This is a genomic window from Rhodoferax sp. TS-BS-61-7 (genome assembly GCF_002943465.1).
Classification (GTDB): Bacteria; Pseudomonadota; Gammaproteobacteria; order Burkholderiales; family Burkholderiaceae_C; genus Allorhodoferax.
Genome location: NZ_PTQY01000001.1, coordinates 482,018 through 508,030 on the forward strand (window position 1 = coordinate 482,018; position 26,013 = coordinate 508,030).

Annotated in this window: 24 protein-coding genes and 1 tRNA gene; 5 read left to right on the forward strand and 20 right to left on the reverse strand. The window is 59.6% G+C overall.

Translation table 11 applies throughout. The features are described from left to right. Positions 1 to 2: 2 nt before the first annotated feature. From leuE to rpsB, 18 genes are all read right to left on the reverse strand, one after another. Entirely contained in the window at positions 3 to 671 is a 669-nt protein-coding gene (gene leuE / locus C5F53_RS02280; RefSeq protein WP_105259698.1) for a leucine efflux protein LeuE, read from the reverse strand. 5 nt (positions 672 to 676) lie between these two features. Beyond that, positions 677 to 1,846: a glutamine-hydrolyzing carbamoyl-phosphate synthase small subunit gene (gene carA, locus C5F53_RS02285; protein WP_105259699.1), complete on the reverse strand. Its 1,170-nt coding sequence runs from the start codon at positions 1,844 to 1,846 to the stop codon at positions 677 to 679. A gap of 146 nt (positions 1,847 to 1,992) precedes the next feature. Then, positions 1,993 to 2,769, reverse strand: coding sequence for an RNA methyltransferase (locus C5F53_RS02290; protein ID WP_105259700.1), 777 nt, complete (start codon positions 2,767 to 2,769; stop codon positions 1,993 to 1,995). After that, the gene (gene rnhB / locus C5F53_RS02295) at positions 2,766 to 3,401 is read right to left on the reverse strand and encodes a ribonuclease HII (protein ID WP_105259701.1); all 636 of its coding nucleotides are present in this window, start codon (positions 3,399 to 3,401) and stop codon (positions 2,766 to 2,768) included. Before rnhB ends, C5F53_RS02290 begins: the two co-directional genes overlap by 4 nt. Next, positions 3,373 to 4,506, reverse strand: coding sequence for a lipid-A-disaccharide synthase (gene lpxB, locus C5F53_RS02300; RefSeq protein ID WP_105260370.1), 1,134 nt, complete (start codon positions 4,504 to 4,506; stop codon positions 3,373 to 3,375). Before lpxB ends, rnhB begins: the two co-directional genes overlap by 29 nt. A 60-nt stretch (positions 4,507 to 4,566) precedes the next feature. Further along, complete coding sequence (gene lpxA / locus C5F53_RS02305) at positions 4,567 to 5,361, reverse strand: acyl-ACP--UDP-N-acetylglucosamine O-acyltransferase (protein WP_105260371.1); 795 nt, start codon at positions 5,359 to 5,361, stop codon at positions 4,567 to 4,569. Positions 5,362 to 5,370: 9 nt separating this feature from the next. Continuing rightward, positions 5,371 to 5,811 carry a 3-hydroxyacyl-ACP dehydratase FabZ gene (gene fabZ, locus C5F53_RS02310; protein ID WP_105259702.1) on the reverse strand — a complete coding sequence of 147 codons (441 nt, stop codon included), beginning with the start codon at positions 5,809 to 5,811 and terminating at the stop codon, positions 5,371 to 5,373. Then, complete coding sequence (lpxD, locus tag C5F53_RS02315) at positions 5,808 to 6,797, reverse strand: UDP-3-O-(3-hydroxymyristoyl)glucosamine N-acyltransferase (protein WP_236635182.1); 990 nt, start codon at positions 6,795 to 6,797, stop codon at positions 5,808 to 5,810. Before lpxD ends, fabZ begins: the two co-directional genes overlap by 4 nt. A gap of 30 nt (positions 6,798 to 6,827) precedes the next feature. Next, positions 6,828 to 7,337 carry an OmpH family outer membrane protein gene (locus C5F53_RS02320; RefSeq protein WP_105259704.1) on the reverse strand — a complete coding sequence of 170 codons (510 nt, stop codon included), beginning with the start codon at positions 7,335 to 7,337 and terminating at the stop codon, positions 6,828 to 6,830. Next, positions 7,337 to 9,634, reverse strand: a complete 2,298-nt coding sequence (bamA, locus tag C5F53_RS02325) for an outer membrane protein assembly factor BamA (RefSeq protein ID WP_105259705.1) — start codon at positions 9,632 to 9,634, stop codon at positions 7,337 to 7,339. The genes C5F53_RS02320 and bamA overlap by 1 nt, the downstream gene beginning before the upstream one ends. A 47-nt stretch (positions 9,635 to 9,681) precedes the next feature. Continuing rightward, positions 9,682 to 11,058, reverse strand: a complete 1,377-nt coding sequence (rseP, locus tag C5F53_RS02330; RefSeq protein ID WP_105259706.1) for an RIP metalloprotease RseP — start codon at positions 11,056 to 11,058, stop codon at positions 9,682 to 9,684. Between the two features lie 18 nt (positions 11,059 to 11,076). Next, positions 11,077 to 12,276 (reverse strand): 1-deoxy-D-xylulose-5-phosphate reductoisomerase, encoded by a 1,200-nt coding sequence (gene ispC, locus C5F53_RS02335; protein ID WP_105259707.1) that lies wholly within the window; start codon positions 12,274 to 12,276, stop codon positions 11,077 to 11,079. Continuing rightward, positions 12,273 to 13,118 (reverse strand): phosphatidate cytidylyltransferase, encoded by an 846-nt coding sequence (locus tag C5F53_RS02340; protein WP_105259708.1) that lies wholly within the window; start codon positions 13,116 to 13,118, stop codon positions 12,273 to 12,275. Before C5F53_RS02340 ends, ispC begins: the two co-directional genes overlap by 4 nt. An 11-nt stretch (positions 13,119 to 13,129) precedes the next feature. After that, on the reverse strand, positions 13,130 to 13,855 hold the full coding sequence (gene uppS / locus C5F53_RS02345; RefSeq protein ID WP_105259709.1) for a polyprenyl diphosphate synthase: 726 nt from the start codon (positions 13,853 to 13,855) through the stop codon (positions 13,130 to 13,132). Between the two features lie 14 nt (positions 13,856 to 13,869). After that, positions 13,870 to 14,430 carry a ribosome recycling factor gene (gene frr / locus C5F53_RS02350; RefSeq protein ID WP_105259710.1) on the reverse strand — a complete coding sequence of 187 codons (561 nt, stop codon included), beginning with the start codon at positions 14,428 to 14,430 and terminating at the stop codon, positions 13,870 to 13,872. 42 nt (positions 14,431 to 14,472) lie between these two features. After that, a complete protein-coding gene (gene pyrH / locus C5F53_RS02355) occupies positions 14,473 to 15,195 on the reverse strand; it encodes a UMP kinase (protein ID WP_105259711.1) in 723 nt (240 codons plus the stop codon). A 43-nt stretch (positions 15,196 to 15,238) separates the two neighbouring features. Further along, positions 15,239 to 16,162, reverse strand: coding sequence for a translation elongation factor Ts (tsf, locus tag C5F53_RS02360; protein WP_105259712.1), 924 nt, complete (start codon positions 16,160 to 16,162; stop codon positions 15,239 to 15,241). 84 nt (positions 16,163 to 16,246) lie between these two features. After that, a complete protein-coding gene (gene rpsB / locus C5F53_RS02365) occupies positions 16,247 to 16,999 on the reverse strand; it encodes a 30S ribosomal protein S2 (protein ID WP_105259713.1) in 753 nt (250 codons plus the stop codon). 168 nt (positions 17,000 to 17,167) lie between these two features. Here rpsB and C5F53_RS02370 point away from each other — a divergent pair, with 168 nt between their 5' ends. Genes C5F53_RS02370 through C5F53_RS02385 form a run of 4 tightly spaced genes read left to right on the forward strand, consistent with a single transcriptional unit; the run spans position 17,168 to position 21,787 of the window. Next, positions 17,168 to 18,541: an FAD-dependent oxidoreductase gene (locus C5F53_RS02370; RefSeq protein WP_161499870.1), complete on the forward strand. Its 1,374-nt coding sequence runs from the start codon at positions 17,168 to 17,170 to the stop codon at positions 18,539 to 18,541. A 59-nt stretch (positions 18,542 to 18,600) separates the two neighbouring features. Further along, a complete protein-coding gene (locus tag C5F53_RS02375) occupies positions 18,601 to 19,443 on the forward strand; it encodes an HDOD domain-containing protein (RefSeq protein ID WP_105259715.1) in 843 nt (280 codons plus the stop codon). A 12-nt stretch (positions 19,444 to 19,455) separates the two neighbouring features. Continuing rightward, positions 19,456 to 20,343: an MBL fold metallo-hydrolase gene (locus tag C5F53_RS02380; RefSeq protein WP_105259716.1), complete on the forward strand. Its 888-nt coding sequence runs from the start codon at positions 19,456 to 19,458 to the stop codon at positions 20,341 to 20,343. Beyond that, the gene (locus C5F53_RS02385) at positions 20,327 to 21,787 is read left to right on the forward strand and encodes an NAD(P)H-hydrate dehydratase (RefSeq protein ID WP_105259717.1); all 1,461 of its coding nucleotides are present in this window, start codon (positions 20,327 to 20,329) and stop codon (positions 21,785 to 21,787) included. Before C5F53_RS02380 ends, C5F53_RS02385 begins: the two co-directional genes overlap by 17 nt. 106 nt (positions 21,788 to 21,893) lie before the next feature. Here the strand turns inward: C5F53_RS02385 and rnr are convergent, their stop codons facing one another. Beyond that, a complete protein-coding gene (gene rnr, locus C5F53_RS02390) occupies positions 21,894 to 24,152 on the reverse strand; it encodes a ribonuclease R (RefSeq protein WP_105259718.1) in 2,259 nt (752 codons plus the stop codon). A gap of 269 nt (positions 24,153 to 24,421) precedes the next feature. On the opposite strand from rnr, the gene C5F53_RS02395 reads away from it, so the two are divergent. After that, positions 24,422 to 24,508, forward strand: a tRNA-Leu gene (locus tag C5F53_RS02395). A gap of 95 nt (positions 24,509 to 24,603) precedes the next feature. Here C5F53_RS02395 and rimO read toward each other — a convergent pair. After that, positions 24,604 to 26,007: a 30S ribosomal protein S12 methylthiotransferase RimO gene (rimO, locus tag C5F53_RS02400; RefSeq protein ID WP_105259719.1), complete on the reverse strand. Its 1,404-nt coding sequence runs from the start codon at positions 26,005 to 26,007 to the stop codon at positions 24,604 to 24,606. Positions 26,008 to 26,013 lie beyond the last annotated feature (6 nt).

Genomic DNA, 26,013 nt, shown 5'->3' on the forward strand with positions numbered 1-26,013 from the left:
AATTAATTCAGGCTCGCGGTGGCCAGCTTGGCGCCGAACCAGACGAACAGGCCGCCCACGGCACTGGACAGGCTGGCAGATAGGCGCTTGCGGCGGCCAAAGCCCTGGGCCAGACGGGCGCCTGCAAAAATCAGGGCAGACAAATACAGTGCGCTGAACACCATGATGATGGCGCTCAGGATCAGAAAAGGCACGGCCGGTGTGTCGTAGCTGGGGTCGATGAACTGCACGAAGAAGGACAGCAGAAACAAGATCGCCTTCGGGTTCAGCAGGCTGATGACCAGGGCGCGCTTGAAGGGCTGTTGCAAGTTGGCCGTAGCCTCTGCTACCGCGGCGTCTGCCGACAGATCCACCTTGCTGTGGCTGCGCCATTTCTTCACAGCAGCAATGAACAGGTTCACACCCACCCAGGTCAGGTAGGCCGCGCCTGCGTACTTCACGACCATGAACAGGGCCGGATAGGTGCGCAGCAGGCTGGCAGCGCCCAGCGCGGTGAGCAACAGCAAAATCGTGTCACCCACAAACACACCCATGGCACCCTGATAGCCTGCCTTGACGCCGCGCACGGTGGCCACCGACAGGACAAACAGCGAGTTGGGGCCGGGCAGCAAGATGATGCCCAAAGCGCCTATCACGTAGGTCCAAAGGTCGGTGACACCGTAGAAGCTCATGCTGCTTATCCTGCCTTCTTTTCCATCTCGGTGATGAAGCGGTCGAACAGGTAACCGATGTCGTGCGGGCCGGGCGATGCCTCGGGGTGACCCTGGAAGCAGAACGCGGGCTTGTCAGTGCGCTCCAGCCCTTGCAGCGTGTTGTCAAACAGGCTGATGTGCGTGGGGCGCAGGTTGGTGGGCAATGTCTTCTCGTCCACCGCAAAACCGTGGTTCTGGCTGGTGATCGACACGCGGCCGCTGTCCAGGTCTTTCACCGGGTGGTTGGCACCGTGGTGGCCAAACTTCATCTTGAAGGTCTTGGCACCGCTGGCCAAGGCCATGATCTGGTGACCCAGGCAGATGCCGAAGGTGGGCGTACCGGTTTCGATGAGTTCCTTGGCCGCGGCAATCGCGTAATCGCAAGGCTCGGGGTCGCCAGGGCCGTTGGACAGGAAGATGCCGTTCGGGTTGAGCTTGAGCACCTCGGCAGCGGATGTTTGCGCAGGCACCACGGTGACCTTGCAGCCGCGCTCGGCCAGCATGCGCAGGATGTTTTTCTTCACGCCAAAGTCATACGCGACCACATGAAACTTGGGTGCGGTTTGCTGGCCGTAGCCTTCGCCCAGTGTCCACTCGGCTTCGGTCCAACCGTAGCTCTCGGTGCTGGACACGACCTTGGCCAGGTCCAGACCAGCCATGCTGGGCGCGCCCTTGGCAGCGGCCACAGCCTTTTCGATGGTTTCTTTGGTCACCGACTCGCCGGCAGCCAACGCCAGGATGCAGCCGTTTTGCGCGCCCTGGGTGCGCAGTTGGCGGGTCAGCTGGCGGGTATCGATGTTGGCAATCGCCACGGTGCCCTCGGCGACCAAGTACTCGGTCAGCGTTTGGGTTTTTCGGAAGTTGCTGGCCACCAGCGGCAGGTCTTTGATGATCAAGCCGGCTGCGAAGACTTTGTGGGACTCCACGTCTTCGGGGTTGACACCGTAGTTACCGATGTGGGGGTAGGTCAGGGTGACGATCTGCTGGCAATAACTGGGATCGGTGAGGATCTCCTGGTAGCCGGTCATGGAGGTGTTGAACACGACTTCACCGACGGTGGAGCCGGCGGCTCCAATGGAATTGCCAATGTAGACCGTGCCGTCTGCGAGCGCCAAGATGGCGGGTGGGGTAGTTCCCTTGAGAGACAAAAGCACTGGTTTCTCCGGATGGGTTACGGGTACGCCCAAACGCGCTCAAGAAGGGCTCTTGGCGGGTGCTGCTGTGAGGGGAAGTTCAGAGGTGCGCTTGGGACGGCTGTTTTCTGGATAGCCTCCCATTATAGCCGAGGCCTCAGCGAAATTCAGTTGCAGGCAAGCTTCAAACTGCTTGCATGCAGGCAAATGGCTGCTGCTGCTGCCACGTTAAGCGACTCCTCGCCCCCGGGCTGACCGATACGCGCAAACACACTGGCGCGGGCCATAAGTTCAGCCGACACCCCCTGCCCTTCGTGGCCCATGGCCCAGGCGCAGGGGTGGGGCAAGTCCAGTTTTTGCACCAGATCGCCCTGGTGGGAGCTGGTGACCACCAGAGGAACGGCCAAGGCATCCAGATCGGACAGCGCCAGCCCCTCCACCAAGTGCAGACCAAAGTGCGCGCCCATGCCGGCGCGGAGCACCTTGGGACTCCAGAGCGCCGCCGTGCCCTTGAGCGCCAACACCTGGCGAAAACCGAATGCCCCGGCGCTACGCAGGATGGAACCGACATTGCCCGCGTCCTGCACACGGTCCAGGATGACCGTAGCCGCGCCCGGCTGCAACACGGTATGGAGCGGCAAGTCCAGCACAAAGCCCACCTTGGCGGGCGACTCCAGACCACTCAACTCGCGGAACAATGCGTCCGGAATTACTATGATTTTTATAGCTGCTTGCGCATACTCCACGGGGGCTAGAGGCCAAAATGACTCTGAAACTACCAGTACAGAAGGCTTCAAGCCGCGATGCAAAACAGCGCTACACAGGTGGTCGCCCTCCACCCAGAAGCGCCCCGCCTTGCGGTAGGCGGTGTTGTCGGTGCTGAGCTTGCGCAGCTCCTTGAGCAGCGTGTTCTCGCGCGAAGTGACAAAAACAGGTTCGCTCATGGGAAAGCCTGCAACACCTGGGTGACGGGAGCAAAAGTTTTGCGGTGCTCGGGGCAGGCGCCATGCGCCTTGAGGGCCGCCAGGTGCTCGGCCGTGCCATAGCCTTTGTGGCCCGCAAAGCCATACTGCGGGTACTGCTGATCCAGCGTGGCGCACCAGCGGTCGCGCGTCACCTTGGCCAGGATGGACGCGGCGGAAATGGCGGGCACCGTGGCGTCGCCGCGCACAATGGCCTCAGCCAACACGTCCAGCACCGGCAGGCGGTTGCCGTCCACCAGCACCTTGGCGGGTTTAAGGCGCAGGCCCTCCACGGCGCGGCGCATGGCCAGCATGGTGGCCTGAAGGATATTGATTTCGTCGATTTCCTCCACGCTGGCCTGCGCAATCGAACAGCACAGCGCCTTGGCGCGGATTTCGTCGAACAGCTTTTCGCGCCGCAGTGCAGTGAGCTTCTTGGAATCGTTGAGGCCGGCAATCGGATTGAGATCATCCAGAATCACCGCAGCGGCCACCACGGGCCCGGCCAGCGGGCCGCGGCCGGCCTCGTCCACGCCGGCAATCAGCCCGGGCAGGTCCCAGACAAAGGCGACCTGCTGGGCAGGCTCAGGCTTGGAGGACTTTTTCGATGGCATCGGCGGCAAGGGTGGCGGTGTCGCGCTGCAGCGTGGCGTGCAGCGTAGTGAAGGTGGTGTGCAAGGCTGCTATTTTCGCAGGATCAGAAGTGCGCGCATCCAGCCAGGCCAACACTTCGCGCGCCAGTGCCTCGGGCGTGGCAGCGTCCTGCAGCAGCTCGGGCACCACAAAACGCTGACACAGAATATTGGGCAAACCCACCCAGGGCTGCAGACGCTTGCGCCGCATGATCTTCCAGGACAGCCAGGCCATGTGGTACCCGATGACCATGGGGCGCTTGAACAGCGCGGCCTCCAGCGTGGCCGTGCCGCTGGCAATCAGCGTGACGTCGCAAGCCGCCAGTGCGGTGTGGGATTGGCCAGTGAGCAACTGCAAGCGACCTTGCATGCCGCTCTTCTGCGCCAAAGCTTCGATCTCGGGTAGCAGGCCGGGCACGCACGGCACTATGAATTTGGTAGCTGGTCGCGCAGAGTGGACGTGGGCTGCAGCCTTAAAGAAGCGTAAGGCCAGATGGCGAATCTCGGACTGGCGGCTACCCGGCAGGATGGCGACTACCGCATCGTCATCTGTGAGGCCCAAGGCGCGACGGGCCGCAGCCTTGTCGGGCTCCATGGGGATGACGTTGGCCAGCGGGTGGCCCACATAGGTGGCGGCAATGCCGTGGGCCGCCAACAACTGGGGCTCGAACGGGAAGATGCACAACACATGGTCGGTGCTGCGGCGGATTTTTTCCACCCGCTCGGGTCGCCAGGCCCAGATGGACGGGCAGACGAAATGCACGGTCTTGACGCCCTGCCCTTTGAGCCGCGCTTCCAGGTCCAGATTGAAGTCGGGCGCGTCCACACCAATGAACACGTCGGGCTTGTGGGCCAGCAAGCGGTCGCCCAACTGCCGGCGGATGCCCACAATCTCGCGGTAGCGCTTGAGTAGCTCCCAGCTAAAGCCGTGCACCGCCAGCTTGTGGTGCGGCCACCAGGCCAGAAAGCCCTGCTTGACCATCTGCGGGCCGCCAATACCTTGGGCCACAGCGTCAGGCCAGCGCTGGTGCACACCACCGAGCAGCAGACCGGCCAGCAGGTCGCCCGATGCCTCTCCCGCCACCATGGCCACCGTGGGGCCGCCAACAGGGGCGTGGGACGGGCTCATACCTGGACGAAACTGTGCTTAGCGAACGATGCCGCGCTGGGCGGACACGGCACTGAGGAAGCCATTCATCATGGCCACATCGGGTGCCGTTTCTGGTTGCGTGGCTTCCAGTTCTGCAATGCGCTGCTTGGCCTGCTCCAGCGTCAGGTCGTCGCGGTACAGGGCCTTGTGCATGGCCTTGACCCCCGAAATGCGCTCAGGCGAGAAGCCACGGCGGCGCAGGCCTTCAAAGTTCATGGAACGGGCAGCAGCCGGCTGGCCCTGGCACATCACAAACGGTGGCAGATCGGCAAACAACAATGAGCACATGGCCGTCATGCTGTGCGCACCCAGGCGCACAAACTGGTGTACCACGGTAAAACCGCCCAGAATCACCCAGTCATCCACATGCACGTGGCCGGCCAGCTGCGAGTTGTTGGCAAAAATCACGTTGTTGCCTATCAGGCAGTCGTGGGCCAGGTGCACATAGGCCATGATCCAGTTGTCATTGCCCAGCACCGTCTTGCCGATGTCACCGGGCGAGCCGATGTTGAAGGTGCAAAACTCGCGGATGGTGTTGCGATCACCAATGATCAGCTCGCAGGGCTCGCCCGCGTACTTCTTGTCTTGTGGAATCGCACCCAGCGAGTTGAACTGGAAAATGCGGTTGTCCTGGCCAATGGTGGTGTGGCCTTCGATCACGCAGTGCGGGCCTACCGTGGTGCCGGCACCAATACGCACATGCGGGCCGATGACGGTGTAGGGCCCGACGGTCACCGAGCTGTCGAGCTCGGCCTTGGGGTCGATGATGGCAGTGGCGTGAATAGCAGACACGCGCACCTCTCAGGCAATCGCGCGCATGGCGCAGGTCAGCTCGGCTTCACAAGCCAGCTCATCACCGACGGTCGCGCTGGTCTTGAACTTGAAAATACCAGCTTTCATGCGCAGCAACTCCACGTTCAAAATCAGTTGGTCACCCGGCTCAACCGGGCGCTTGAAACGCGCGCCATCAATGCCCGCAAAGTAATACACCATCTGGTCATTGGGCGAGGTGTCCAAAGCATCAAAGGCCAGCAAGGCCGCGGCCTGGGCCAGCGCCTCCAGCATCAACACGCCCGGCATCACGGGACGGTGCGGAAAGTGGCCTTCAAAAAAAGGCTCGTTGATGGTGACGTTTTTCAAGGCCTTGATGGTCTTGCCCTTGTCCAGCTCCAGCACGCGGTCCACCAGGAGGAAGGGGTAACGGTGCGGCAGTTGCTTGAGAATTTTGTGGATGTCCATCATTTGGGTAACTCTTTTTCCAAGGTTTTGATACGGTCGCGCAGGCTGTGCAACTGCTTCAGCGTTGCAGCATTGCGCTCCCACGAGGCGTTCTCGTCAATCGGGAACATGCCGGTGTAATGACCGGGCTTCAAAATCGATTTACTGACTACCGTGGCAGCCGAAATATGCACATTGGCACCCAGCGTCAAATGACCCAGCACAATGGCGCCACCGCCAATGGTGCAATTGGGTCCGATGGTGGCGGACCCCGCCACGCCCACGCAACCGGCCATGGCCGTGTTGCGCCCCACCCGCACGTTGTGGCCGATCTGGATCAGATTGTCCAGTTTCACGCCGTCTTCAATGACCGTGTCTTGCAAGGCACCGCGGTCGATACAGGTGTTGGCGCCAATTTCCACGTCGTCACCAATCTGCACCGCACCGAGCTGCTCAATCTTCTCCCAGCGCTCGCCATCCTGGGCAAAACCAAAACCATCCGCGCCGATGACCACGCCCGCGTGCAGGATGCAACGTGCGCCCACCACGCAGTCTTCGCCCACGGTCACACGGGACTTAAGCACGGTGTGGGCGCCAATACGCGCTCCGGCCTCCACCACACACAGCGGACCGATGCGGGCCGTGGGATCCACCACCGCCGTAGCATCGACCACCGCACTGGGATGCACCAATGACACCGCCTTGCCGGACCCATCGCCCCCGGCCAAGTCTCGCTGCTGTTTCCACAACTGAGTGACCTTGGCGAAATACAGATACGGCTGGGCAGTGACGATGCAGGCACCGCGTGCCAGCGCAGCATCGCCCAGGGCTGGCGACACAATGACACAGGCGGCCCGGGAGGCCGCCAGCTGTTGTTGGTATTTGGGGTTGCTCAGAAAACTCAGGTCTTGGGGGGTAGCGGTCTCCAGCGGGGCCAGTCCCGTGATGACGCATTCTGCATCACCGTGCAGCTCCCCGCCCAACACCCGCACTATGGAAGCGAGGTCCATGCCTTCCCCCCGCATGCGGCAATCCAAGGCTTACTTGGCGCCAGAATTAAGAATCTTCAGAACCTTCTCGGTGATGTCATGGCGTGCATTGCTGTACACCACTTCCTGAATCACCAGATCGTACTTCTCGGCCTCGGCCACTTGCTTGACGGCCTTGTTGGCTTTGTCCAGCACCTGTTGCAGCTCTTCATTGCGGCGGCCATTCAGGTCTTCCTGAAACTCGCGCTGCTTGCGTTGAAAATCGCGGCTTTGTTCGGCAAATTCTTTCTGGCGGGTGACACGTTGCGTCTCGGTCAGCGTAGGCGCATCACGTTCAAAACGGTCGCTCATGGTCTTCAGGGCCGTTTGCTGGTCGCCCAGCTCTTTCTGGCGCTTGGAGAACTCCAACTCCAGCTTGGCCTGGGCGGCTTTGGCAGGCCCAGACTCGGTGGTGATGCGCTGGGTGTTGATGTAGCCAATCTTGGAGTCTTGGGCATGGGCACCCACGGAGGCCAACGCCAGAACCAGTGCGACACCCCACATTGCTTTAACGTGTTTCATTAGAAAGTTGTTCCGATTTGGAATTGAAGACTTTGGATTTTATCGCCTTCAAATTTGGTGATAGGACGGGCGAAGGCCAAACGCAGAGGCCCGACTGGAGAAATCCAGCTAATACCGACGCCAAACGAGGAACGCATATCGCCCAACTGAATGGACTCATCAGCGCCATAAATACCGCCTGCATCGACGAAACCGTAAACGCGCAGGGTGCGGTCGTTGCCGCCGCCTGGCAAAGGCGCCAACAATTCACCGTTGAAGGTAATCCGCTTGGTGCCACCAGTTGCAGTCAAAGAGCCAGCGCGTTGCGCTGCGGTGGTCAAGCTACCCTGCTCAAACCCGCGCACCGACCCCAAACCGCCTGCGTAGTAATTTTTGAACACCGGATAGGTGGTGTTGCCAGTTGCAGCGCCCATGGCAATTTCCGAGTTGAAAGCAGCCGTCACCTTGCGGGAAATGGGAAAAAACTGCTGGTACTGGGCAGTACCACGTGCATAACGCAGATCACCGCCCACACTCCACTCCGCACTGGTGCGTAAAACCTTGCCGGTGCTGGGTACCAAGGCACTATCACGCGTATCCCGCGACCAACCCAGCGTCAAAGGAAGCGCCGTGCTGCTGTAACCAAACTCGTTGGCATAGTCTTGGTACACGGTAGGCAGGAGTGTCCCTGGAATGATGCGGGTGCGGTCGGCGCCTACACCGAGGTAGATGGTGTCCGAATCGGTAAACGGAATACCAAACCGCACAGCGGCGCCGGTAGTTTCGATGGCATAGGTGTCAACGTCGTCATAAGGACGGGACGTGCGCTGGTACACATCAATAGAGCGTGAAACGCCGTCTTCCGTGAAGTAAGGATTGGTCGTGCTGAACACCACCGTACGGTTGGTTTTGCTGGTGTTCACTTCCACTCCGAGAGAGTTGCCAGAACCAAAGGCGTTTTCCTGCTTGAAGCCGAAAGACAAACCTAGACCATCCGAACTCGAAATGCCAGCACCCAAGCTGATGCTGCCCGTGGGTTTCTCCGCAACGTTCACCGTCAAGTCCACCTGATCCGGCGCACCAGACACCTCCTGGGTTTCGATGCCAACTTCGGTGAAATAGCCCAGCCGGTCCACCCGGTTGCGGGACTGGCGGATCTTCTCACCGTCGTACCACGCGGCCTCCAACTGACGGAACTCCCGGCGAATCACTTCGTCACGGGTTCTGTCGTTACCTGCCACATTGATGCGGCGCACATACACACGGCGCGATGGCTCCGCCACCAGAGTAAGCGCCACGCGGTTGGTGCTGCGGTCAATGTCAGTGCGTGCCTCGGTTCTGGCAAACGCATAGCCGAAGTTAGCGAAGTAATCGTTGAACGCCTTGGTCGTTTGTGTCACCTCACTGGCGTTATAGGCCTCTCCAGCCTTGATGGTAATTAGGGACTGGAACTCTTCATCTTTGGCCAAGTAGTTGCCGGCCAGCTTGATACCGGACACAACAAAACGTTCACCCTCAGTCACATTGATGGTGATGTCAATATCTTGTTTGTTCGGCGAGATAGCAACCTGGGTCGAATCAACTTTGAACTCAAGGTAACCACGCGACAGGTAGTACGAGCGCAAGGACTCGATATCGGCATTGAGTTTGGTGCGGGAGTAACGGTTGGACTTGGTGTACCAGCTCAGCCAATTGCCGGTATCGGAGTCAAACAAGTCCCGCAGAGTGCTTTGGGAAAAGGCCTTGGCCCCCGCAATCTTTATGTCATTGATCTTGGCGGTATCACCCTCAACAACCGCAAAGCTCAGGTTGACACGGTTGCGCTCAATCGGTGTGACTGTGGTAACCACCTCGGTCGCGTACATACTCTTGTTGATGTACTGACGCTTCAGTTCTTGCTCGGCACGATCCACGAGCGCCTTGTCAAAAGGACGCCCTTCTGTCAAACCGGTCTCACGCAGTGCTTTTTTGAGCACGTCCTTGTCAAACTCCCGGGTACCTGTGAAATCCACATCTGCGACCGTAGGGCGCTCTTCCACAATGACCACCAACACCCCATTGTTGGCCTCAATCCGAACATCCTTGAACAAGCCCAAGCCAAACAGGGCGCGAATGGAGGCTGCCGCCTTGTCATCGGTATAGGTATCGCCCACACGCACAGGCAGTGATGCAAAAATGGTTCCGGCTTCGACCCGCTGCAATCCTTCCACCCGGATATCTCGTACCGAGAATGGCTCCAGTGCCATGGCTGCCTGGGCAAGCACACCAAGTGCCAAGGAACATGCCACAGCACGCAAAGAAGATCGTTTGAAATACATAGTTGCCAGTTCTAATAGTGTGGACTGCACGGCCTGGTGGCTCGCGCTCAACTCAACAGTTGTGCCACATCGTTGAATACCGCAATCGACATCATTGCCAAGAGCACACCCAAGCCAGCACGTTGCAGGTAACCCATCCAGGCGTCTGACACCGGGCGCCCTGTCAACGACTCCCAAAGATAATACATCAGGTGCCCTCCATCGAGCACGGGGATAGGCAGCAAATTGAGCACCCCCAGGCTGATGCTGATCAAGGCCAAAAACACCAGGTACTGGGACCACCCCACTGCAGCCGACTTGCCTGCGTAATCAGCAATCGTCAGCGGGCCACTCAGGTTCTTGAGGGACGCCTCGCCCAACACCATCTTGCCCATCATCTTTAGCGTCAACAACGACACCTCCCAGGTACGTGCCAAAGAGCGCGTGAACCCTTCCCACACACCGTAGCGCACAACCACCGTAGCGGGTTTGGCCCCTACCATGGCGTTCACACGTCCAATGGCCACCCCTTCCACCAACTCCCGGCGTGGTGTGACGGGCAGCAACAGCTGCCGCCCCCCGCGATCCAGCTGCCAACGCTGGGCAGCCATTGGCTCTTGCTCACCTGCAGTACGAATCAACTCGCGCAGCTGCGCTGCATCGGCCATCACCACACCATCCACAGAGATGACCAGATCGCCCGCTTGCAAGCCTGCCTCCGCCGCCGCACCATCAGGCATCACTTCACCAATCTGTGGCGCAGACAAAGGGCCTTGCCATCCAATGGCCCTGAATAAACTCGCATCAGCAAAACGGGTATCCAGCGTCTCCAGTTTCAGGGTTTTACGCAGCACCGTGTCTACCGCAGTCTGCGTCGGGCCAGGCTCACGGTGCTCGACAATCAAGCTGTTTTTTGCCAATGCCGCCTGCGTCAACCACCAGCGAAAATCCTCAAACGAACGCACGGGCTCCAGCGCACCTGCATCGGTCCCCGCAGCCAATACACGCTCGCCGCCCGTAAATCCGGCTTGGGCCGCAACGGAACCCGCCAAAGGCCGAGACAGCACCGCGTCCAGTTGGGTTGACCCCGACCAATACACAACACAGTAAAGCAAGATTGCCAAAACCAAGTTCGCAATAGGACCCGCTGCCACGATGGCCGACCGCGTTCTCAGGCTCTGGGTGTTAAAAGCACGGTGTGATTCGGCAGGATCCACGGGGCCTTCCCGCCCATCCAGCATTTTTACGTACCCGCCAAGCGGCAAGGCGCACAGAACAAACTCCGTTCCCGTGCGCGCCGAGGTCTTGCCCCACAGCCTGGGACCAAAACCAATCGAGAAACGCAACACTTTGACGCCAGAGGCCACGGCCATGCGGTAGTGCCCCCACTCATGCACCGTAATCAGAATCGCGATGGCAAAAATGAAGGCGGCAATGGTCAGCATGGCGGCAATCCTTGGGGTTCAGTGCGCCAGTCTGCGCACCACTTGTTCAGCAATGCGTCTGGCAGAGCCATCAATTTCCAGAAGGTCCTCAATCGAAACAGGGAGTCCAAACTGGGTTGCAGCCATCGTTTCCAAGTTCACTTGGTGGATGTGGTCAAAACGGATCTGGCGATTCAAAAAAGCTGCGACAGCAATTTCGTTGGCGGCGTTGAGTACTGCCGTAGTTCCCTGGGGTCCTGCCATCGCATCCCATGCCAGTTGCAAACCGGGAAAACGCTCCTGGTGCCCGTGCGAATGAATGGCCTCAAAACTCAAGCCAGCCAGTTGGGAAAAATCGATGGCGGCGGAGCCAGAAACCACACGTTGTGGCCAAGACAACCCATAAGCGATGGGGCCACGCATATCGGGTGTGCCAAGCTGCGCCACCACCGAGTGATCAACAAACTGCACCATGGAGTGAATGACACTCTGCGGGTGAATCACCACTTCGATACGTTCCGGTGGCACACCAAACAGGTACCGTGCCTCGATCACTTCGAGTGCCTTGTTCATCATGGTGGCAGAGTCCACCGAGATTTTCCGCCCCATCACCCAATTGGGGTGGGCGCAGGCCTCTTCCGGAGAGACATCACACAAGGTCGAGGGCGCTCGGGTACGGAAGGGTCCACCAGACGCAGTCAAGATGATTTTGTCCACCGTGGAGGCCCACAGTGAGCGACTCTCGGGCAAGGATTGAAAAATCGCCGAATGCTCACTGTCGATGGGCAACAGGGTGGCACCACCGGATTGCACCGCATCCATAAACAACTGCCCGCCTACGACCAGTGCCTCCTTGTTGGCCAGGAGCAGGCGCTTGCCCGCCCTGGCTGCTGCCATGCAGGATGGCAAGCCGGCCGCGCCCACAATGGCCGCCATCACCGTGTCGGCCTCTGGGTGTGCAGCCACTGTTTCAAGTGCGGCAGCGCCACTGAGCACACGGGTAGATACATCGACTGCCTGCAAACGGGTTTGTAATTCCAGCGCATGCTGCTCGCTCACCATCACGGCAAACTGCGGACGGTGGTTCACACACTGCGCCAGCATCACCTCTACATTTGTGGAGGCCGTTAGTGCGAACACCTTGAACTGGGCAGGATGCCGCGCGATCACATCTAGCGTATTCACGCCAATGGAACCGGTCGAGCCCAACACAACCACGTGACGTAACAAGGCACTCATAGCAACTGCAACATCATGGCCATGGGGAGCACAGGCAACAGCGCATCCAGACGGTCCAACACGCCGCCATGGCCGGGCAGAAGGTTGCTGCTGTCTTTGACGCCAGCGCTGCGCTTGATCAGGGACTCCACCAAGTCCCCGACCACACTCCAGGCTGTCAACCATATGATGGCAATGGTCATGACCACCCCACCATGCTGCCATAACTTGCCGTAAATGCTGACGCTGTCTAGCTCGACCCGCTGCTCCACCTGCATCCAGAACAACGCACACAGTGCCACACCCAGCAAACCACCCAAAACACCTTCCCAGGTTTTGCCTGGGCTGATGGACGGCGCCAATTTGCGCGTGAACAGTTTTCCACCCAGCAGGCGACCTAAAAAATACGCACCGATGTCGGCCACCCACACCAGAACCATCACCGAGAAAAGGAAGTTGATGCCAATCACCCGGGCCTGGGTGACAGCAAACCAGGCAGCACACAGACAGGCCACCCCAACCAACCAACGCACCGCTTTAGGCACCAGGGCCCAACCCGCGGCACCACGGGCCAACAACCAGCTCCCGCCCAAAATCCAGACGGCAGTGACTGTGAGCCATAAAGCCCCGGCACGCACAGGCCCCTGCGTGTAATACAGGGACGCCGCACACAACACGCCGCAGACGGCGCCTGTGGCCAAGGCCCCTTGTGAGCCCAACTGATTCAATCGCGCCCACTCCCAGCCACCCGCGGCAATCAGCAGTGTTGCCACTGCAGCAAACGCCACTGGCTGAGGGTAAAAAACAGCGGGGAGCAGCACTGCCAAAAGCAGCACCGCGGTAATGACTCGTTGCCGCAACATGGGCAGTCCTTTTAAACGGGGGAAACGCTAGCGTGCGTCACTTGCGCAGAGGTTTTACCAAACCTGCGCTCACGCGCATGGTATTCGGCAATCGCCTGGTCCAGTGCCTGTTCATCAAAGTCCGGCCAAAAAGCGGGGCTGAAATACAGTTCGGTGTACGCAGACTGCCACAGCAGAAAGTTGCTCAGACGGAACTCCCCGCCCGTGCGAATCAACAGATCGGGATCCGGCCCAGCACCCAGTGCCATCGCCTGGGACAGGGAGGTTTCGGTGATCGGCTCGCCACGCGCAGCCAATTGGGCAGCCGCCTGGGCAATCTCCCATCGACCACCGTAGTTGAAACACACATTCAGTGTCAGCACGTCATTGTCGGCAGTATCCAGCTCCGCACGTGACAAGCCCACGCGCACGCGCTCTGACAAGCCAGACCGATCGCCCACAAAGCGCAGGCGCACACCGTCTTGTTTCAGTTGAGAAACTTCGCGAGCCAACGCCCCCGCAAGCAAGTCCATCAGACCCGAGACTTCCTCCTGGGGACGATTCCAGTTTTCTGACGAGAATGCAAACACCGTCAGGACAGCGATGTGTCGCTGGGCGCAGGCACGCACGATCCGCTTGAGGGTGTCAACGCCTTGTTTATGCCCTGCAAGGCGCGGCAAAAATCGTTTGGATGCCCAGCGCCCATTGCCATCCATCACGATGGCCAGATGGTGTGGCCCGGCATCGGGGTGTGCCATAAAGCGACGGGCCGTCAAACAGCCATGATGTCTTGCTCTTTGGACGCGACGAGCTTATCTACCTCGGCAATGTGCCGATCGGTGAGTTTTTGCACATCCGCTTCCGAGCGTTTTTGGTCGTCTTCCGAAGCCAGTTTGTCTTTCACAAGTTTTTTCACGGCCTCATTGGCATCGCGGCGCAAGTTGCGCACCGCAATTTTGGCCGCCTCGCCTTCGGAACGTACCACTTTGGTCAATTCGCGGCGACGCTCTTCGGTCATCGCGGGCATAGGCACGCGAATCAGATCACCCATGCTGGAAGGGTTCAAGCCCAGGTCGCTTTCACGAATGGCTTTCTCGATCTTGGCGCCCATGCCTTTTTCCCAAGGCTGAACGCTGATCGTGCGTGCATCGATCAAGGACAGGTTCGCGACCTGGCTCAAGGGCAACATCGAACCGTAATAGTCGACCTGCACCGTATCCAGCAGTGCAGGGTTGGCGCGCCCTGTGCGGACTTTGGTCAAGTTGTTCTTGAAAGCCGCGATGGATTGGTCCATCTTGTTTTCAAGGTTGGTTTTGATATCGGCGAGTGACATGGTGACTTCCTTGGGTACAGGCGAATGAGGCTTGTAGAGGTATCAAACGTGAACCAAAGTGCCTTCGTCCTCACCCATCACAACGCGCTTCAGTGCACCGTGTTTGAAAATAGAGAAGACCTTGATCGGCAGCTTTTGGTCGCGACATAACGCAAATGCAGCGGCGTCCATGATGCCTAGGTTCTGGGTCATGGCTGCATCAAAAGTAATTTTCGAATAACGCGTGGCAGCAGGGTCTTTCTTTGGGTCCGCACTGTAGACGCCATCCACCTTGGTGGCTTTGAGCACGATCTCAGCACCGATTTCGGCACCACGCAGGGCCGCGGCCGTGTCCGTCGTGAAGAAAGGATTGCCAGTACCGGCAGCAAAAATCACGACCTTGCCTTCTTCCAGGTACTGCAAGGCCTTGGGACGCACATAGGGCTCCACGACCTGCTCAATGCCAATCGCGGACATGACACGTGCAATAAGTCCCGCCTTGTTCATGGTGTCACCCAAGGCCAAGGCGTTCATCACCGTTGCCAGCATACCCATGTAATCGGCAGTGGCACGGTCCATACCGACAGAACCACCAGCGACACCCCTGAAGATATTTCCACCGCCAATCACCACCGCCACCTCGACGCCCAAACGGGTTACTTCGGCAATTTCGTCCACCATGCGAACGATGGTGTTGCGGTTAATACCGAACTGGTCATCGCCCATGAGTGCCTCGCCCGACAGCTTCAGCAAAATACGCTTGTAGGCAGGACGGTCTTGGCTCATGGGTGACTCCGAAAGGTAGGGGTGGTAATTGGCAAGGGCTGGATCAAGCCGCTTGCTTGGCAGCGGCAACTTGTGCAGCCACTTCTGCCGCAAAGTCGTCCACTTTTTTCTCAATGCCTTCGCCCACTACGTACAAGGTGAAGCCCTTAACAGTGGTACCGACTGCCTTGAGCATTTGCTCCACGGTTTGTTTGTCGTTTTTGACGAAAGGCTGGTTGAACAAAGAAACTTCCTTGAGGAACTTCTGCACACCGCCTTCAATGCGCTTGGCGACGATTTCAGCGGACTGAACAGGCTTGCCAGCAGCAGTGGCCACCGCAGCGTCTTCGGCAGCCTTGGCAGCTGCCACAGAGCGCTCACGCTCCACCAACTCGGCGGGCACTTGGTCAGAAGACAAAGACACGGGCTTCATGGCCGCCACGTGCATCGCCACGTCCTTGGCGGCGACTTCTTCACCGTCAAACTCCACCACCACACCAATGCGGGTACCGTGCAGGTAAGAAGCCAGCTTGGTCGAACCGTCGAAATGCTTGAAACGGCGGAAGGTCATGTTCTCGCCGATCTTGCCGATCAGGCCTTTGCGCACGTCTTCCAGCGTGGGGCCAAAACCGTCTTGCTCGTAGGCCAGCGCGCTCAAAGCCGCCACATCGGCGGGATTGTGCTTGGCGACCAACGACGCTGCGGCATTGGCCAAAGCCAAAAAGCTGTCATTTTTGGTCACGAAGTCAGTTTCGCAGTTCACTTCGATCAGCGCCCCAGCGGCACCTTCAATGCTGGTGGCAACCACGCCTTCGGCTGTCACGCGGGCCGCAGCCTTGCCGGCCTTGCTGCCCAACTTGACGCGCAACAGTTCTTCAGCTTTGACCATGTCGCCTTCGGCTTCGGTCAATGCTTTTTTGCATTCCATCATGGGGGCATCGGTCTTGCCGCGCAGTTCTGCCACCATGCTTGCTGTAATTGCTGCCATTTGGATTCTCCGTAATTCAGTAGTTTAAGTAAGAGCTAAAAAAAAGGGGCAACAAAGCCCCCTTTTGAAGGGTGACGCAGCGCCTTAGGCGGAGGCTTCACTCACTTCAACGAATTCGTCTTCGCTTTCAGCAGAGACTGCCTTGACCACGTCGTCCACGGCGTTGGCGCGACCTTCCAGGATCGCATCGGCGATACCACGGGCGTACAAAGTCACCGCCTTGGAAGAGTCATCGTTACCAGGAATCACATAGTCGATACCTTCTGGGGAGTGGTTGGAGTCCACCACACCGATCAGGGGGATGCCCAGCTTCTTGGCTTCAGCGATGGCGATCTTGTGGTAGCCCACGTCGATCACGAAAATTGCGTCAGGCAAGGTGTTCATGTCCTGGATGCCACCGATGTCTTTTTCAAGCTTTTCCAGTTCACGGGCAAACATCAACTGCTCTTTTTTGCTCATGCTGTCCAAGCCAGCTTCTTGCTGAACCTTCATGTCCTTCAAGCGCTTGATAGAGGTCTTGACGGTCTTGAAGTTGGTCAACATGCCGCCCAACCAGCGCTGATCCACAAAGGGAACACCTGCGCGCTGCGCTTCGGCCGACACGATTTCGCGAGCCTGGCGCTTGGTACCCACCATCAGAATGGTGCCGCGCTTGGCAGACAGTTGGCGGACAAACTTGGCCGCATCCTGGAACATCGGCAGGGATTTTTCCAGGTTGATGATGTGAATTTTATTGCGGTGGCCGAAGATGAAGGGTGCCATCTTAGGGTTCCAGAAGCGGGTTTGGTGTCCAAAGTGAACGCCGGCTTCCAGCATTTCGCGCATAGTAACTGCCATGATTAACTCCAAAGGTTAGGTCTTAAATCCGGTCCGCACATCGCCCCTGCTAAGCAGGCGCAACACCTTGGCTGGACCGGTTTGTGATTGCTATTGCCGGGCACGGATGCGCCCCTAGCAAAGCCAGTCGAGTATACCACGCAGGCGCTTTGCGCAAAAGACCCGGCCGTGGGGGCTTTTTCATGCACAAACTGCGGCCACACGGCAGATCTGGCCCATGCTTGTGAAAAAATAGCCTGCAGCGCAAGCGCAAGGTTTGCGACAAAGTATCTGAAAGTAACGATGAAAATAGCAGTAGTGGGCGCCGGTGTAGTCGGTATCGCCACAGCCTATGAGCTGGCAGCGGACGGGCACACAGTCACAGTTTTTGACAAATCAGCGGCAGCCTGCGAGGAAGCCAGCTTTGCCAACAGTGGCCTGGTCGCCCCCAGCATGCAATTGCCCTTTGCCTTCCCTAGTGAAAAGGGGAATGCAACGATGCGTTTCCTGGACACGGGACGGCGACTGACCCGAAGCCCATGGAGCGCCCTACAAGAGATAAAGTCCTTGTGGCGCTGGACACACCCCCACGGCCCAGATACGCATGCGAAACAATATGCGTCAGCGCAACAGCTGGGACGTTACAGCGCGGAGCGCCTGCAATACGTCATCGAGCGCAGCCAGATCGAGATAGAACGCAGTGAAGGCCAGTTAGTGCTGGTGCGCACCGAACAAGCCTTACAACGCCTACAGCCGACATTGGATGCCCTCAAAACCCAAGACATCGCCTGCAAGGTGCTGAGCCCCGAGGAGGCCCGCAAACAAGAACCATCCTTGCACAGCGAAGCCCCCTTTCACGCAGCCCTGTGGCTCCCCGGAGACAAGGTAGCCAACTGCCGCCAGTTCGCCCTGGAATTGAAAACCGTCACCCAAAAAATGGGGGTGAACTACCAGTTCGGCGCAGATGTCCAAGACCTGAACCTGCAGCCACGGCCCACTTTGACAGTAGCAAACAGCCAGGGCACCGAAGTGGTCACCGCAGACCATGTGGTGTTATGTACCAACCGGGCACCGCGGCATTTGTTGCTCAAACACCCCCTGAATATCCCCATGGTGGAGTTGCATGGATACGTCTTGAGTGTTGCGGTTCGCGAACCACTGAATGCCCCCCGCAGCGCAGTGCACGACTTGCACGGCAACCTGGTCATCAACCGCCTGGGTAACCGCATCCGTGTGAGTGCGGGAGCAGAACTGGGCCCCAAGCCGGAAACCAAGAATGCAAAGGTTGTCAACGCCATGTACCGAGCGCTGGAGCTGTACTTCCCTGGTGCTGCCAATTACCCGGCGGGCACCCAAGTCTGGCATGGCACACGCCACACCATCGCCGACGGACTGCCAGCCATTGGCCCCAGCGGACTGCCTCACCTGTCGCTAAACATCGGGCATGGCGCCTGCGGTTGGACCTGGGCCTGCGGCTCAGCGCGCTTGCTGGCCGACCAGATAGCTGGGCGGCTCGCGGCTATGACGATGGATCCGATGCTGCCAACCCGATTTCTCCGCTAAAAACTGTTGTCGACGCCCGCACAGTGCTGACACAATGGGACGAGGGAGATGCTTTATCCATGAGTCCTGAACTTTCGCAAAAACTGACCGCTGCCGTGGACGGCATGCCCGCGTTTCCCAAAAGCGTGCAACGCATTCTGGAGCTGACGGGTGACGTCAACAGCACCCCCAAAGACCTCGTGGACGTCATCGACAAGGACCCTGTGGTGACCGTCAAGGTCCTCAAGGTCGTGAACTCGGCGTACTACAGCCTGCCCAAGCAAATCACCTCGATTGGCCACGCCGTGGTGTACCTGGGCTTCAACACTATCAAAAATCTGGCCTTGAGCATTGCGGCCATTGGGATGCTGCCCAAGGACAACGCGGCAGGCTTTGACGTGCAGCAGTACCTGCTGCATTCACTGGCCACCGCGGGCATCGCCAAGCAGCTGGCGCTCAAGGTGGACGACGCAGACCCCATGGACTGCTTCATTGCGGGCCTGCTGCACGACTTTGGCAAGGTGGTGTTTGCCCAGTTCATGCCCATCGAATTTCGGGCTGCACTGCACATGAGCGAGGATGGACAGAGCTCGCTCCACACAGCACTGCAAATGACGATTGGTGCGGACCATGCCGTTGTTGGCGCCATGCTGGTCGAGAAATGGCGCTTTGCCCCCCATTTGATCGATACCATACGGCACCAGCGGGTGGACGACCTCAAAGACACGGACATGATTGCCTGTGTGTTTGCAGCCAACCAGATCAGCAAGAAGTTGCAGTACGGCTTTGCCGGCAACCACAAGGTGGAAGAGCTCCCGGCTGCAATCCAGAAACGTCTGGGCGGTGATCTGGACACGGTGATTGCCTCCATGGGCAATCTGGACACCCTGTTTGCAGAAGCACAGGTTTTTGCCAAACTGTAAAAAGGAGACGGCATGAAGGTGAAGTTTTGGGGAGTTCGTGGGTCCATCGCTTCGCCGGGCCCCAAAACCGTGCGCTACGGCGGCAACACCACCTGCATCGAAATCCGCACGGACAACAACGAACTCATCATTCTGGACGCCGGCACCGGCATTTTCCCGCTCTCGCAAACGCTGCTGGCAGAGATGCCGGTGACCGCCAACGTACTGATCACCCATTCCCACTGGGACCACATCCAGGGCCTGCCCTTCTTCATTCCCAACTTCATTCCTGGCAACACCCTGCGCCTGCATGGTTGCTTCGACCCGGTATCTGGCAAGGGCATTGAGCAGGTCATGGCAGTGCAGCTGCAGTACAGCTACTTCCCGGTGCGCGAAGCCGAAATGAAGGCCCGCATCGAGTACGTCACCCTGATGCCGGACCAGCCCATCCAGATTGGATCGGCCACCGTGACGCCCTGCTTGCTGAACCACCCGGTCATCGACTTTGGCTACCGCATTGAATGCAACGGCAAGTCGGTATTTTTCACCGGAGACCACGAGCCGCCGTACAACATCTATGAGCCCGGCGACGAGGCCTACGACGAGTACCAGGTGTTTGTGGATGAAAAAGAGCGCTCCATCCAGGAGGCCATCCGCGGCGTAGACGTCTACATTGCCGACAGCTCGTACACCGATGCCGAGTACCCTGCCAAAAAAGGCTGGGGCCACGGCACCTTTAGCACCAGTATTGCCAGCGCACACGGCGCTGGTGCCAAGCTGCTGTTTTGTACCCACCACGAACCCACACGCAGCGACGACACGCTGGAGGCGGCATTCGTCGAGGCGCTGAGCACCAACGCCGCCATGGCACAGGGCATGGACATCCGACTGGCCCGCGAAGGTGATGTCTACGAATTCTGAGTGGGTACTGGGCCCGCAGGGGCCGTTGCGCCCCACGCCCTACCCGCTGCTGGGCACCGCCGCGCTGCGCGCCCTAGAGGGCCATGCCGCCAGCACCCTCCCCGCCCATACATTGATGCAGCGCGCTGGGCTGGCCTTGGCGCAGCTCACCCTGGCCTACGCGCCCCACGCCCAAACCGTTTGGGTGGCCTGCGGCCGTGGCAACAATGGGGGCGACGGCTTCGAGGCAGCCATGCACCTGCAACGCTGGGGAAAAGCCGTGTGGCTGTCTTTGCCCGAATCTGCCCGCCCCCTGCCTGCCGATGCCGCAGCCTCTCTGGAAAACGCCCAGGCAGCGGGTGTGGCCATCCACTCCGGTGCACCACCGCACTGGGATGTGTGCATCGACGCATTGCTTGGTATCGGCCTACAGGCGGCGCCCCGCGGCGCAACACTGGACGCCATCCAGGCCATGCAGGCTGGTGATGGCCCCATCGTGGCGGCCGATGTGCCCAGCGGCTTGGTGGCCGACACCGGCCACACTCCGGGCGCCTGTGTGCGGGCGCGGGCCACGCTGTCGTTTCTGGCCCTCAAGCCAGGGCTATTCACCGCCCAGGGACGCGATGCCTGTGGCGACATCTGGCTGGACAACCTGGGGGCTGCCGTCCTCCAGACTCCCGATGCCTGGCTGAACACCGCCCAGCACAACACCCCGCGCCAGCATGCGTCCCATAAAGGCAGCTTTGGCGATGTGGCCGTGGTGGGAGGTGCCACCGGCATGGTGGGGGCAGCCTTGCTGGCAGGCACCGCCGCCCTGCATGGTGGTGCAGGGCGCGTCTACCTGGCCTTGTTGGACCCGGAGGATCACCACGCGGTGTTCGCCACCCACCCAGCCCTGATGCAGTGCGGCGCAGCGCAACTCGCCATCGAAAACATGGCTGTGGTGGCGGGGTGTGGCGGCGGGGAAGCCATGGCCGCCAGCTTGCCCCGGCTCCTGGTTAGCGCCCGACAACTGGTGCTGGACGCCGACGCCCTCAACACCCTGGCCCGCCACCCTGCCTGGCACCCGGCGCTGGCGGCGCGCAAGGCGGGTACCACCGCGCTAACGCCCCACCCCCTGGAAGCCGCACGCCTGCTGGGCTGCAGCACCGCAGAGGTGCAGGCTAATCGCCTAGCCAGTGCCCAGGCACTGGCGCACACCTTCCAATGCACCGTCGTGCTGAAGGGATCAGGAAGCATCATCGCCAGCCCAACAGAGGTGCCACGTATCAACCCCACCGGCAACGCGCGGCTGGCAACGGCCGGCACTGGCGATGTGCTGGCCGGACTCTTGGGCAGCCTGATGGCACAGGGCTACGGTAGCTTTGAGGCAGCCTGCGAAGCCTGCTACCGGCATGGCCACGTGGCAGACCAATGGGCCATGACTTCAACGCTGACTGCCCCTGACCTGGCCCGCCATATTTAAGAAAAAATGCCTCTAGCCCAAGTGGCATATGCGCAAGCAGCTATCTTTTATATAGCAAACCCAGCCTAAGCACCAGACGCCCCAGGCGCCTGGCAGCTATCCCAGCCTAGCGCCGCTGCTTCTTGGCTGCCTTTTTGGAGGCACCCGAGGCCTTCTCGTTGGCGCGGGCACTGCGTGGGGCCTTGGCGCTGGCGCGCTGCCGTGCTTTGCCCTTGAATGCGCCACCACCATCCGACTCCACGCGGTCGGCAAACTCCGGGCGCCCTTTGGCTTCCCGCGGTGCGCCCTTGTCGGCCACCGCACGCGGCTGCAGACTCTGGCCTTCCTGCACCAGACGGAAGTCAATCTTGCGGCCATCCAAGTCCACACGGCTCACCTGGATACGCACCCGCGTGCCAATGGCATAACGGATGCCGGTGCGCTCACCGCGCAATTCCTGGCGCAACTCGTCAAAGCGGAAATACTCCCCACCCAGCTCGGTGATGTGCACCAAGCCCTCCACATACATGGCGTCCAACGTGACAAACAGGCCAAAGGTGGTAGCCGAGCTGACCACCCCCGCGTACTCCTCGCCCAAATGCTCGCGCATATATTTGCATTTGAGCCAGGCCTCCACGTCGCGGCTGGCCTCGTCGGCGCGACGTTCGTTGGCGCTGCAATGCAGGCCGGCCGCTTGCCAGGCGGTGCCTTCGGCATTCATTTTCTTGGGCTTTGTGCCGGGTTCTGCCACGCGACCGGCCAGGTTTTTCTCCAGCCGGCGTGCCAGCTTGGCATGCGCCTCACCCGGTGTTGGCAACACGGGCAACTGGTACTTGGCCTTGGCCAAAATCGCCTTGATAACCCGGTGCACCAGCAGATCGGGGTAGCGACGAATTGGGCTGGTGAAGTGGGTGTAGGCGTCAAACGCCAAGCCAAAGTGGCCGCTGTTGATGGGCGTGTAAATCGCCTGCGACATGGAACGCAGCAACATCGAGTGGATTTGCTGCGCATCGGGCCGGTCTTTGGTCGCCATGGCAATGGCCTGGAACTCGCCGGGCGCGGGCTTGTCACTGATGCTCATGCCAATGCCACTGGCCTTGAGGTAGTTGCGCAGAGTTTCCTGCTTCTCGGGTGTGGGGCCTTCGTGCACCCGGAACAAACCGGGGTGTTTGTTTTGTGCAATGAAGTCAGCACTGCACACGTTCGCCGCCAGCATGGCCTCTTCAATCAGGCGGTGGGCGGTGTTGCGGGTGCGCGGCACGATCTTTTCAATGCGGCCGTTTTCATCACACACGATTTGTGTCTCGGTGGTTTCAAAGTCCACTGCACCCCGCTTGTGGCGCGACTTCAGCAAGGCCTGGTAGACGCCGTGCAGGTCCAGCAACTGCGGCACCAGATCGCGCCGCTTGCTGGCCTCCGGCCCCCGGGTGTTACCCAGAATGGCGGCCACCTCGGTGTAGGTGAAGCGCGCGTGGCTCCACATCACCGCGGGGTAAAACTGGTAGGCATCCACCTCACCCTCGCTGGTCACGAACATGTCGCATACCATGCACAGGCGCTCCACCTCGGGGTTCAGCGAACACAGGCCGTTGGACAGTTTCTCGGGCAGCATGGGAATCACGCGGCGCGGGAAATACACGCTGGTCGCGCGGTCGTAGGCGTCCACATCGATGGCCGAGCCGGTCTCTACATAGTGGCTCACATCGGCAATGGCTACCAGCAGGCGCCAACCCTTGAGTGCCGTCTTGCCACGGCCTTTGGTGGCAGGCTCGCAGTAGACCGCGTCGTCAAAGTCGCGTGCGTCTTCACCGTCGATGGTGACCAGCGGGATGTCGGTCAGGTCAATGCGTTGCAGCGTGTCCTGCGGGCGTACCTTGTCGGGTAGCGTGCGCGCCAGCGCAATACAGGCGTCCGAAAACTCATGCGGCACGCTGTACTTGCGCACGGCAATTTCAATCTCCATGCCGGGGTCATCCACCTCGCCCAGCACTTCCTTGATGCGGCCCACGGGCTGACCAAACAAGGCAGGCGGCTCCACCAGCTCAACCACCACCACTTGGCCAGGTTTGGCCGCACTGGTCGCGCCTTTGGGAATCAGCACGTCCTGGCCATAACGCTTGTCTTCAGGCGCTACCAGCCAGACACCACTCTCTTGTAAAAGGCGGCCAATGATGGGTTGCGTGGAACGCTCCATGATCTCCACCACACGCCCCTCGGGGCGACCCTTGCGGTCGCTGCGCACGATGCGCACCTTGACGCGATCCTTGTGGAGCACGGCGCGCATCTCATTGGGGGGTAAATAAATGTCGGAAGCACCATCGTCGCGCGACACAAAACCGTGTCCGTCGCGATGGCCTTGCACGACGCCCTCAACTTCGTCCAGCATTTCGCTGGAATGGTTAATGTTTTTGATAAAACCCTCGCTCTTTCCCAAGGTGCCGTGACGGCTGAGTTGGATACACGGTTATAAGTATGCGCTAGAAATGTTGCGAAATTGACAGCACACCAACGCCGCCGAACCGCAATGCTATTTTGTGGAAGCAGCCGCTGTGCCGCAACAAATCCATCCATCGGCACAGCGGTTTTACGTCAATCGCAAAAAAGTTGTGCGACCAGGCAAAAGAGCGAAAAGACTAGTGCTACAATTTGAGACTTGCCCAGGTGGCGAAATTGGTAGACGCACTAGCTTCAGGTGCTAGCGGTTGCAAGACCGTGGAAGTTCGAGTCTTCTCCTGGGCACCACTAAAAGATAAGGCCTGTGACGAAAGTCACAGGCCTTTTTCTTGTGCCTCATTCATGCCACTGACCGGTTGTTGTATCGGTCAGCAGCGCTGAATTTAGATGGGCAAGGCCACCAGATCGTGCCCTTGTGCACTCACAATGCGCGCCTTGGTGAACTCACCCACTTTGAGGGTCTTGCTGATCTTTTCGGGTGGCAGCAAACGCACCACACCGTCAATCTCGGGAGCATCCGCGTAACTGCGCCCCACCCCACCCTTGCGACCGAGAGCTGGCGCGGAATCCACGAGCACCTGCATCACCGAACCCACGCGACGCTGCAGGCGCGCAGCCGACACTTCTTCGGCTACAGCCATGAATCGGGCACGGCGCTCCTCGCGCAATTCGATGGGCAACATGCCCGGCAAATCATTAGCCGTTGCCCCATTCACCGCGCTGTAGGCAAAACAACCGGCGCGGTCGATCTGGGCTTCACGGATGAAGTCCAGCAAATGCTCGAACTCGGCTTCGGTTTCACCTGGGAACCCGGCAATGAAAGTGCTGCGCACTACAAGTTCAGGACACGCCTCACGCCACTGCTGCAGGCGATCCAGATTTTTCTCGCCACTGGCGGGGCGCTTCATACGGCGCAGTACATCCGGGTGACTGTGTTGCAGCGGCACATCCAGGTAAGGCAGCACGCGGCCGGTCGCCATAAAAGGAATGATGTCGTCCACATTGGGGTATGGGTACACATAGTGCAAACGCACCCAGGCGCCATAGGGTTCGGCAATATCGCCCAGCGCCTGCACCAGCTCCAGCATGCGGGTCTTGACGGGCTTGCCATCCCAGAAGCCTGTGCGGTATTTCACATCCACACCGTAGGCAGACGTGTCCTGGCTGATCACCAGCAACTCTTTCACGCCACCTTCGAACAGCGCCTTCGCCTCGCTCAGCACATCCCCAATCGGGCGGGACACCAAGTCACCACGCATGCTGGGAATAATGCAAAAGGTGCAACGGTGGTTGCAGCCTTCGCTGATCTTCAGATAGGCATAGTGGCGCGGCGTGAGTTTGATACCCGCCACACCAAAGGACTGCGGCACCAGATCCAAAAAAGGATCGTGGGGCTTGGGCAAATTCAGGTGCACCGCATCCATTACCTCTTGCGTGGCATGCGGGCCGGTCACGGCCAACACCTTGGGGTGCATTTGGCGCACCATATTCTCACCACCATCGGTGGTTTTGGCACCCAGGCAACCGGTCACGATCACGCGTCCGTTTTCGGCCAGTGCTTCGCCAATCGTGTCCAGGCTCTCCTTCACCGCATCATCAATGAAACCACAGGTATTCACGATGACCAAGTCCGCGCCCTGGAAGGTCTTGGAGGTTTGGTAACCCTCCGCGCTCAGTTGCGTGAGGATCAGCTCGGAGTCGGTCAAGGCCTTGGGGCAACCCAGGCTGACGAAGCCGACTTTGGGCGCAGTGTGCGCGGGTTGGCTGGGGGTCAATACGTCTGTCATATCCAT

Bases quoted from the DNA above. Each gene is read 5' to 3' on its own strand.
- leuE (WP_105259698.1), bottom strand. From the start codon at position 671: ATGAGCTTCTACGGTGTCACCGACCTTTGGACCTACGTGATAGGCGCT.
- C5F53_RS02290 (WP_105259700.1), bottom strand. From the start codon at position 2,769: ATGAGCGAACCTGTTTTTGTCACTTCGCGCGAGAACACGCTGCTCAAG.
- rnhB (WP_105259701.1), bottom strand. From the start codon at position 3,401: ATGCCATCGAAAAAGTCCTCCAAGCCTGAGCCTGCCCAGCAGGTCGCC.
- lpxB (WP_105260370.1), bottom strand. From the start codon at position 4,506: ATGGTGGCGGGAGAGGCATCGGGCGACCTGCTGGCCGGTCTGCTGCTC.
- fabZ (WP_105259702.1), bottom strand. From the start codon at position 5,811: ATGATGGACATCCACAAAATTCTCAAGCAACTGCCGCACCGTTACCCC.
- lpxD (WP_236635182.1), bottom strand. From the start codon at position 6,797: ATGGACCTCGCTTCCATAGTGCGGGTGTTGGGCGGGGAGCTGCACGGT.
- C5F53_RS02320 (WP_105259704.1), bottom strand. From the start codon at position 7,337: ATGAAACACGTTAAAGCAATGTGGGGTGTCGCACTGGTTCTGGCGTTG.
- bamA (WP_105259705.1), bottom strand. From the start codon at position 9,634: ATGTATTTCAAACGATCTTCTTTGCGTGCTGTGGCATGTTCCTTGGCA.
- rseP (WP_105259706.1), bottom strand. From the start codon at position 11,058: ATGCTGACCATTGCCGCCTTCATTTTTGCCATCGCGATTCTGATTACG.
- ispC (WP_105259707.1), bottom strand. From the start codon at position 12,276: ATGAGTGCCTTGTTACGTCACGTGGTTGTGTTGGGCTCGACCGGTTCC.
- C5F53_RS02340 (WP_105259708.1), bottom strand. From the start codon at position 13,118: ATGTTGCGGCAACGAGTCATTACCGCGGTGCTGCTTTTGGCAGTGCTG.
- uppS (WP_105259709.1), bottom strand. From the start codon at position 13,855: ATGGCACACCCCGATGCCGGGCCACACCATCTGGCCATCGTGATGGAT.
- frr (WP_105259710.1), bottom strand. From the start codon at position 14,430: ATGTCACTCGCCGATATCAAAACCAACCTTGAAAACAAGATGGACCAA.
- pyrH (WP_105259711.1), bottom strand. From the start codon at position 15,195: ATGAGCCAAGACCGTCCTGCCTACAAGCGTATTTTGCTGAAGCTGTCG.
- tsf (WP_105259712.1), bottom strand. From the start codon at position 16,162: ATGGCAGCAATTACAGCAAGCATGGTGGCAGAACTGCGCGGCAAGACC.
- rpsB (WP_105259713.1), bottom strand. From the start codon at position 16,999: ATGGCAGTTACTATGCGCGAAATGCTGGAAGCCGGCGTTCACTTTGGA.
- C5F53_RS02375 (WP_105259715.1), top strand. From the start codon at position 18,601: ATGAGTCCTGAACTTTCGCAAAAACTGACCGCTGCCGTGGACGGCATG.
- C5F53_RS02380 (WP_105259716.1), top strand. From the start codon at position 19,456: ATGAAGGTGAAGTTTTGGGGAGTTCGTGGGTCCATCGCTTCGCCGGGC.
- C5F53_RS02385 (WP_105259717.1), top strand. From the start codon at position 20,327: ATGTCTACGAATTCTGAGTGGGTACTGGGCCCGCAGGGGCCGTTGCGC.
- rnr (WP_105259718.1), bottom strand. From the start codon at position 24,152: ATGCTGGACGAAGTTGAGGGCGTCGTGCAAGGCCATCGCGACGGACAC.
- rimO (WP_105259719.1), bottom strand. From the start codon at position 26,007: ATGACAGACGTATTGACCCCCAGCCAACCCGCGCACACTGCGCCCAAA.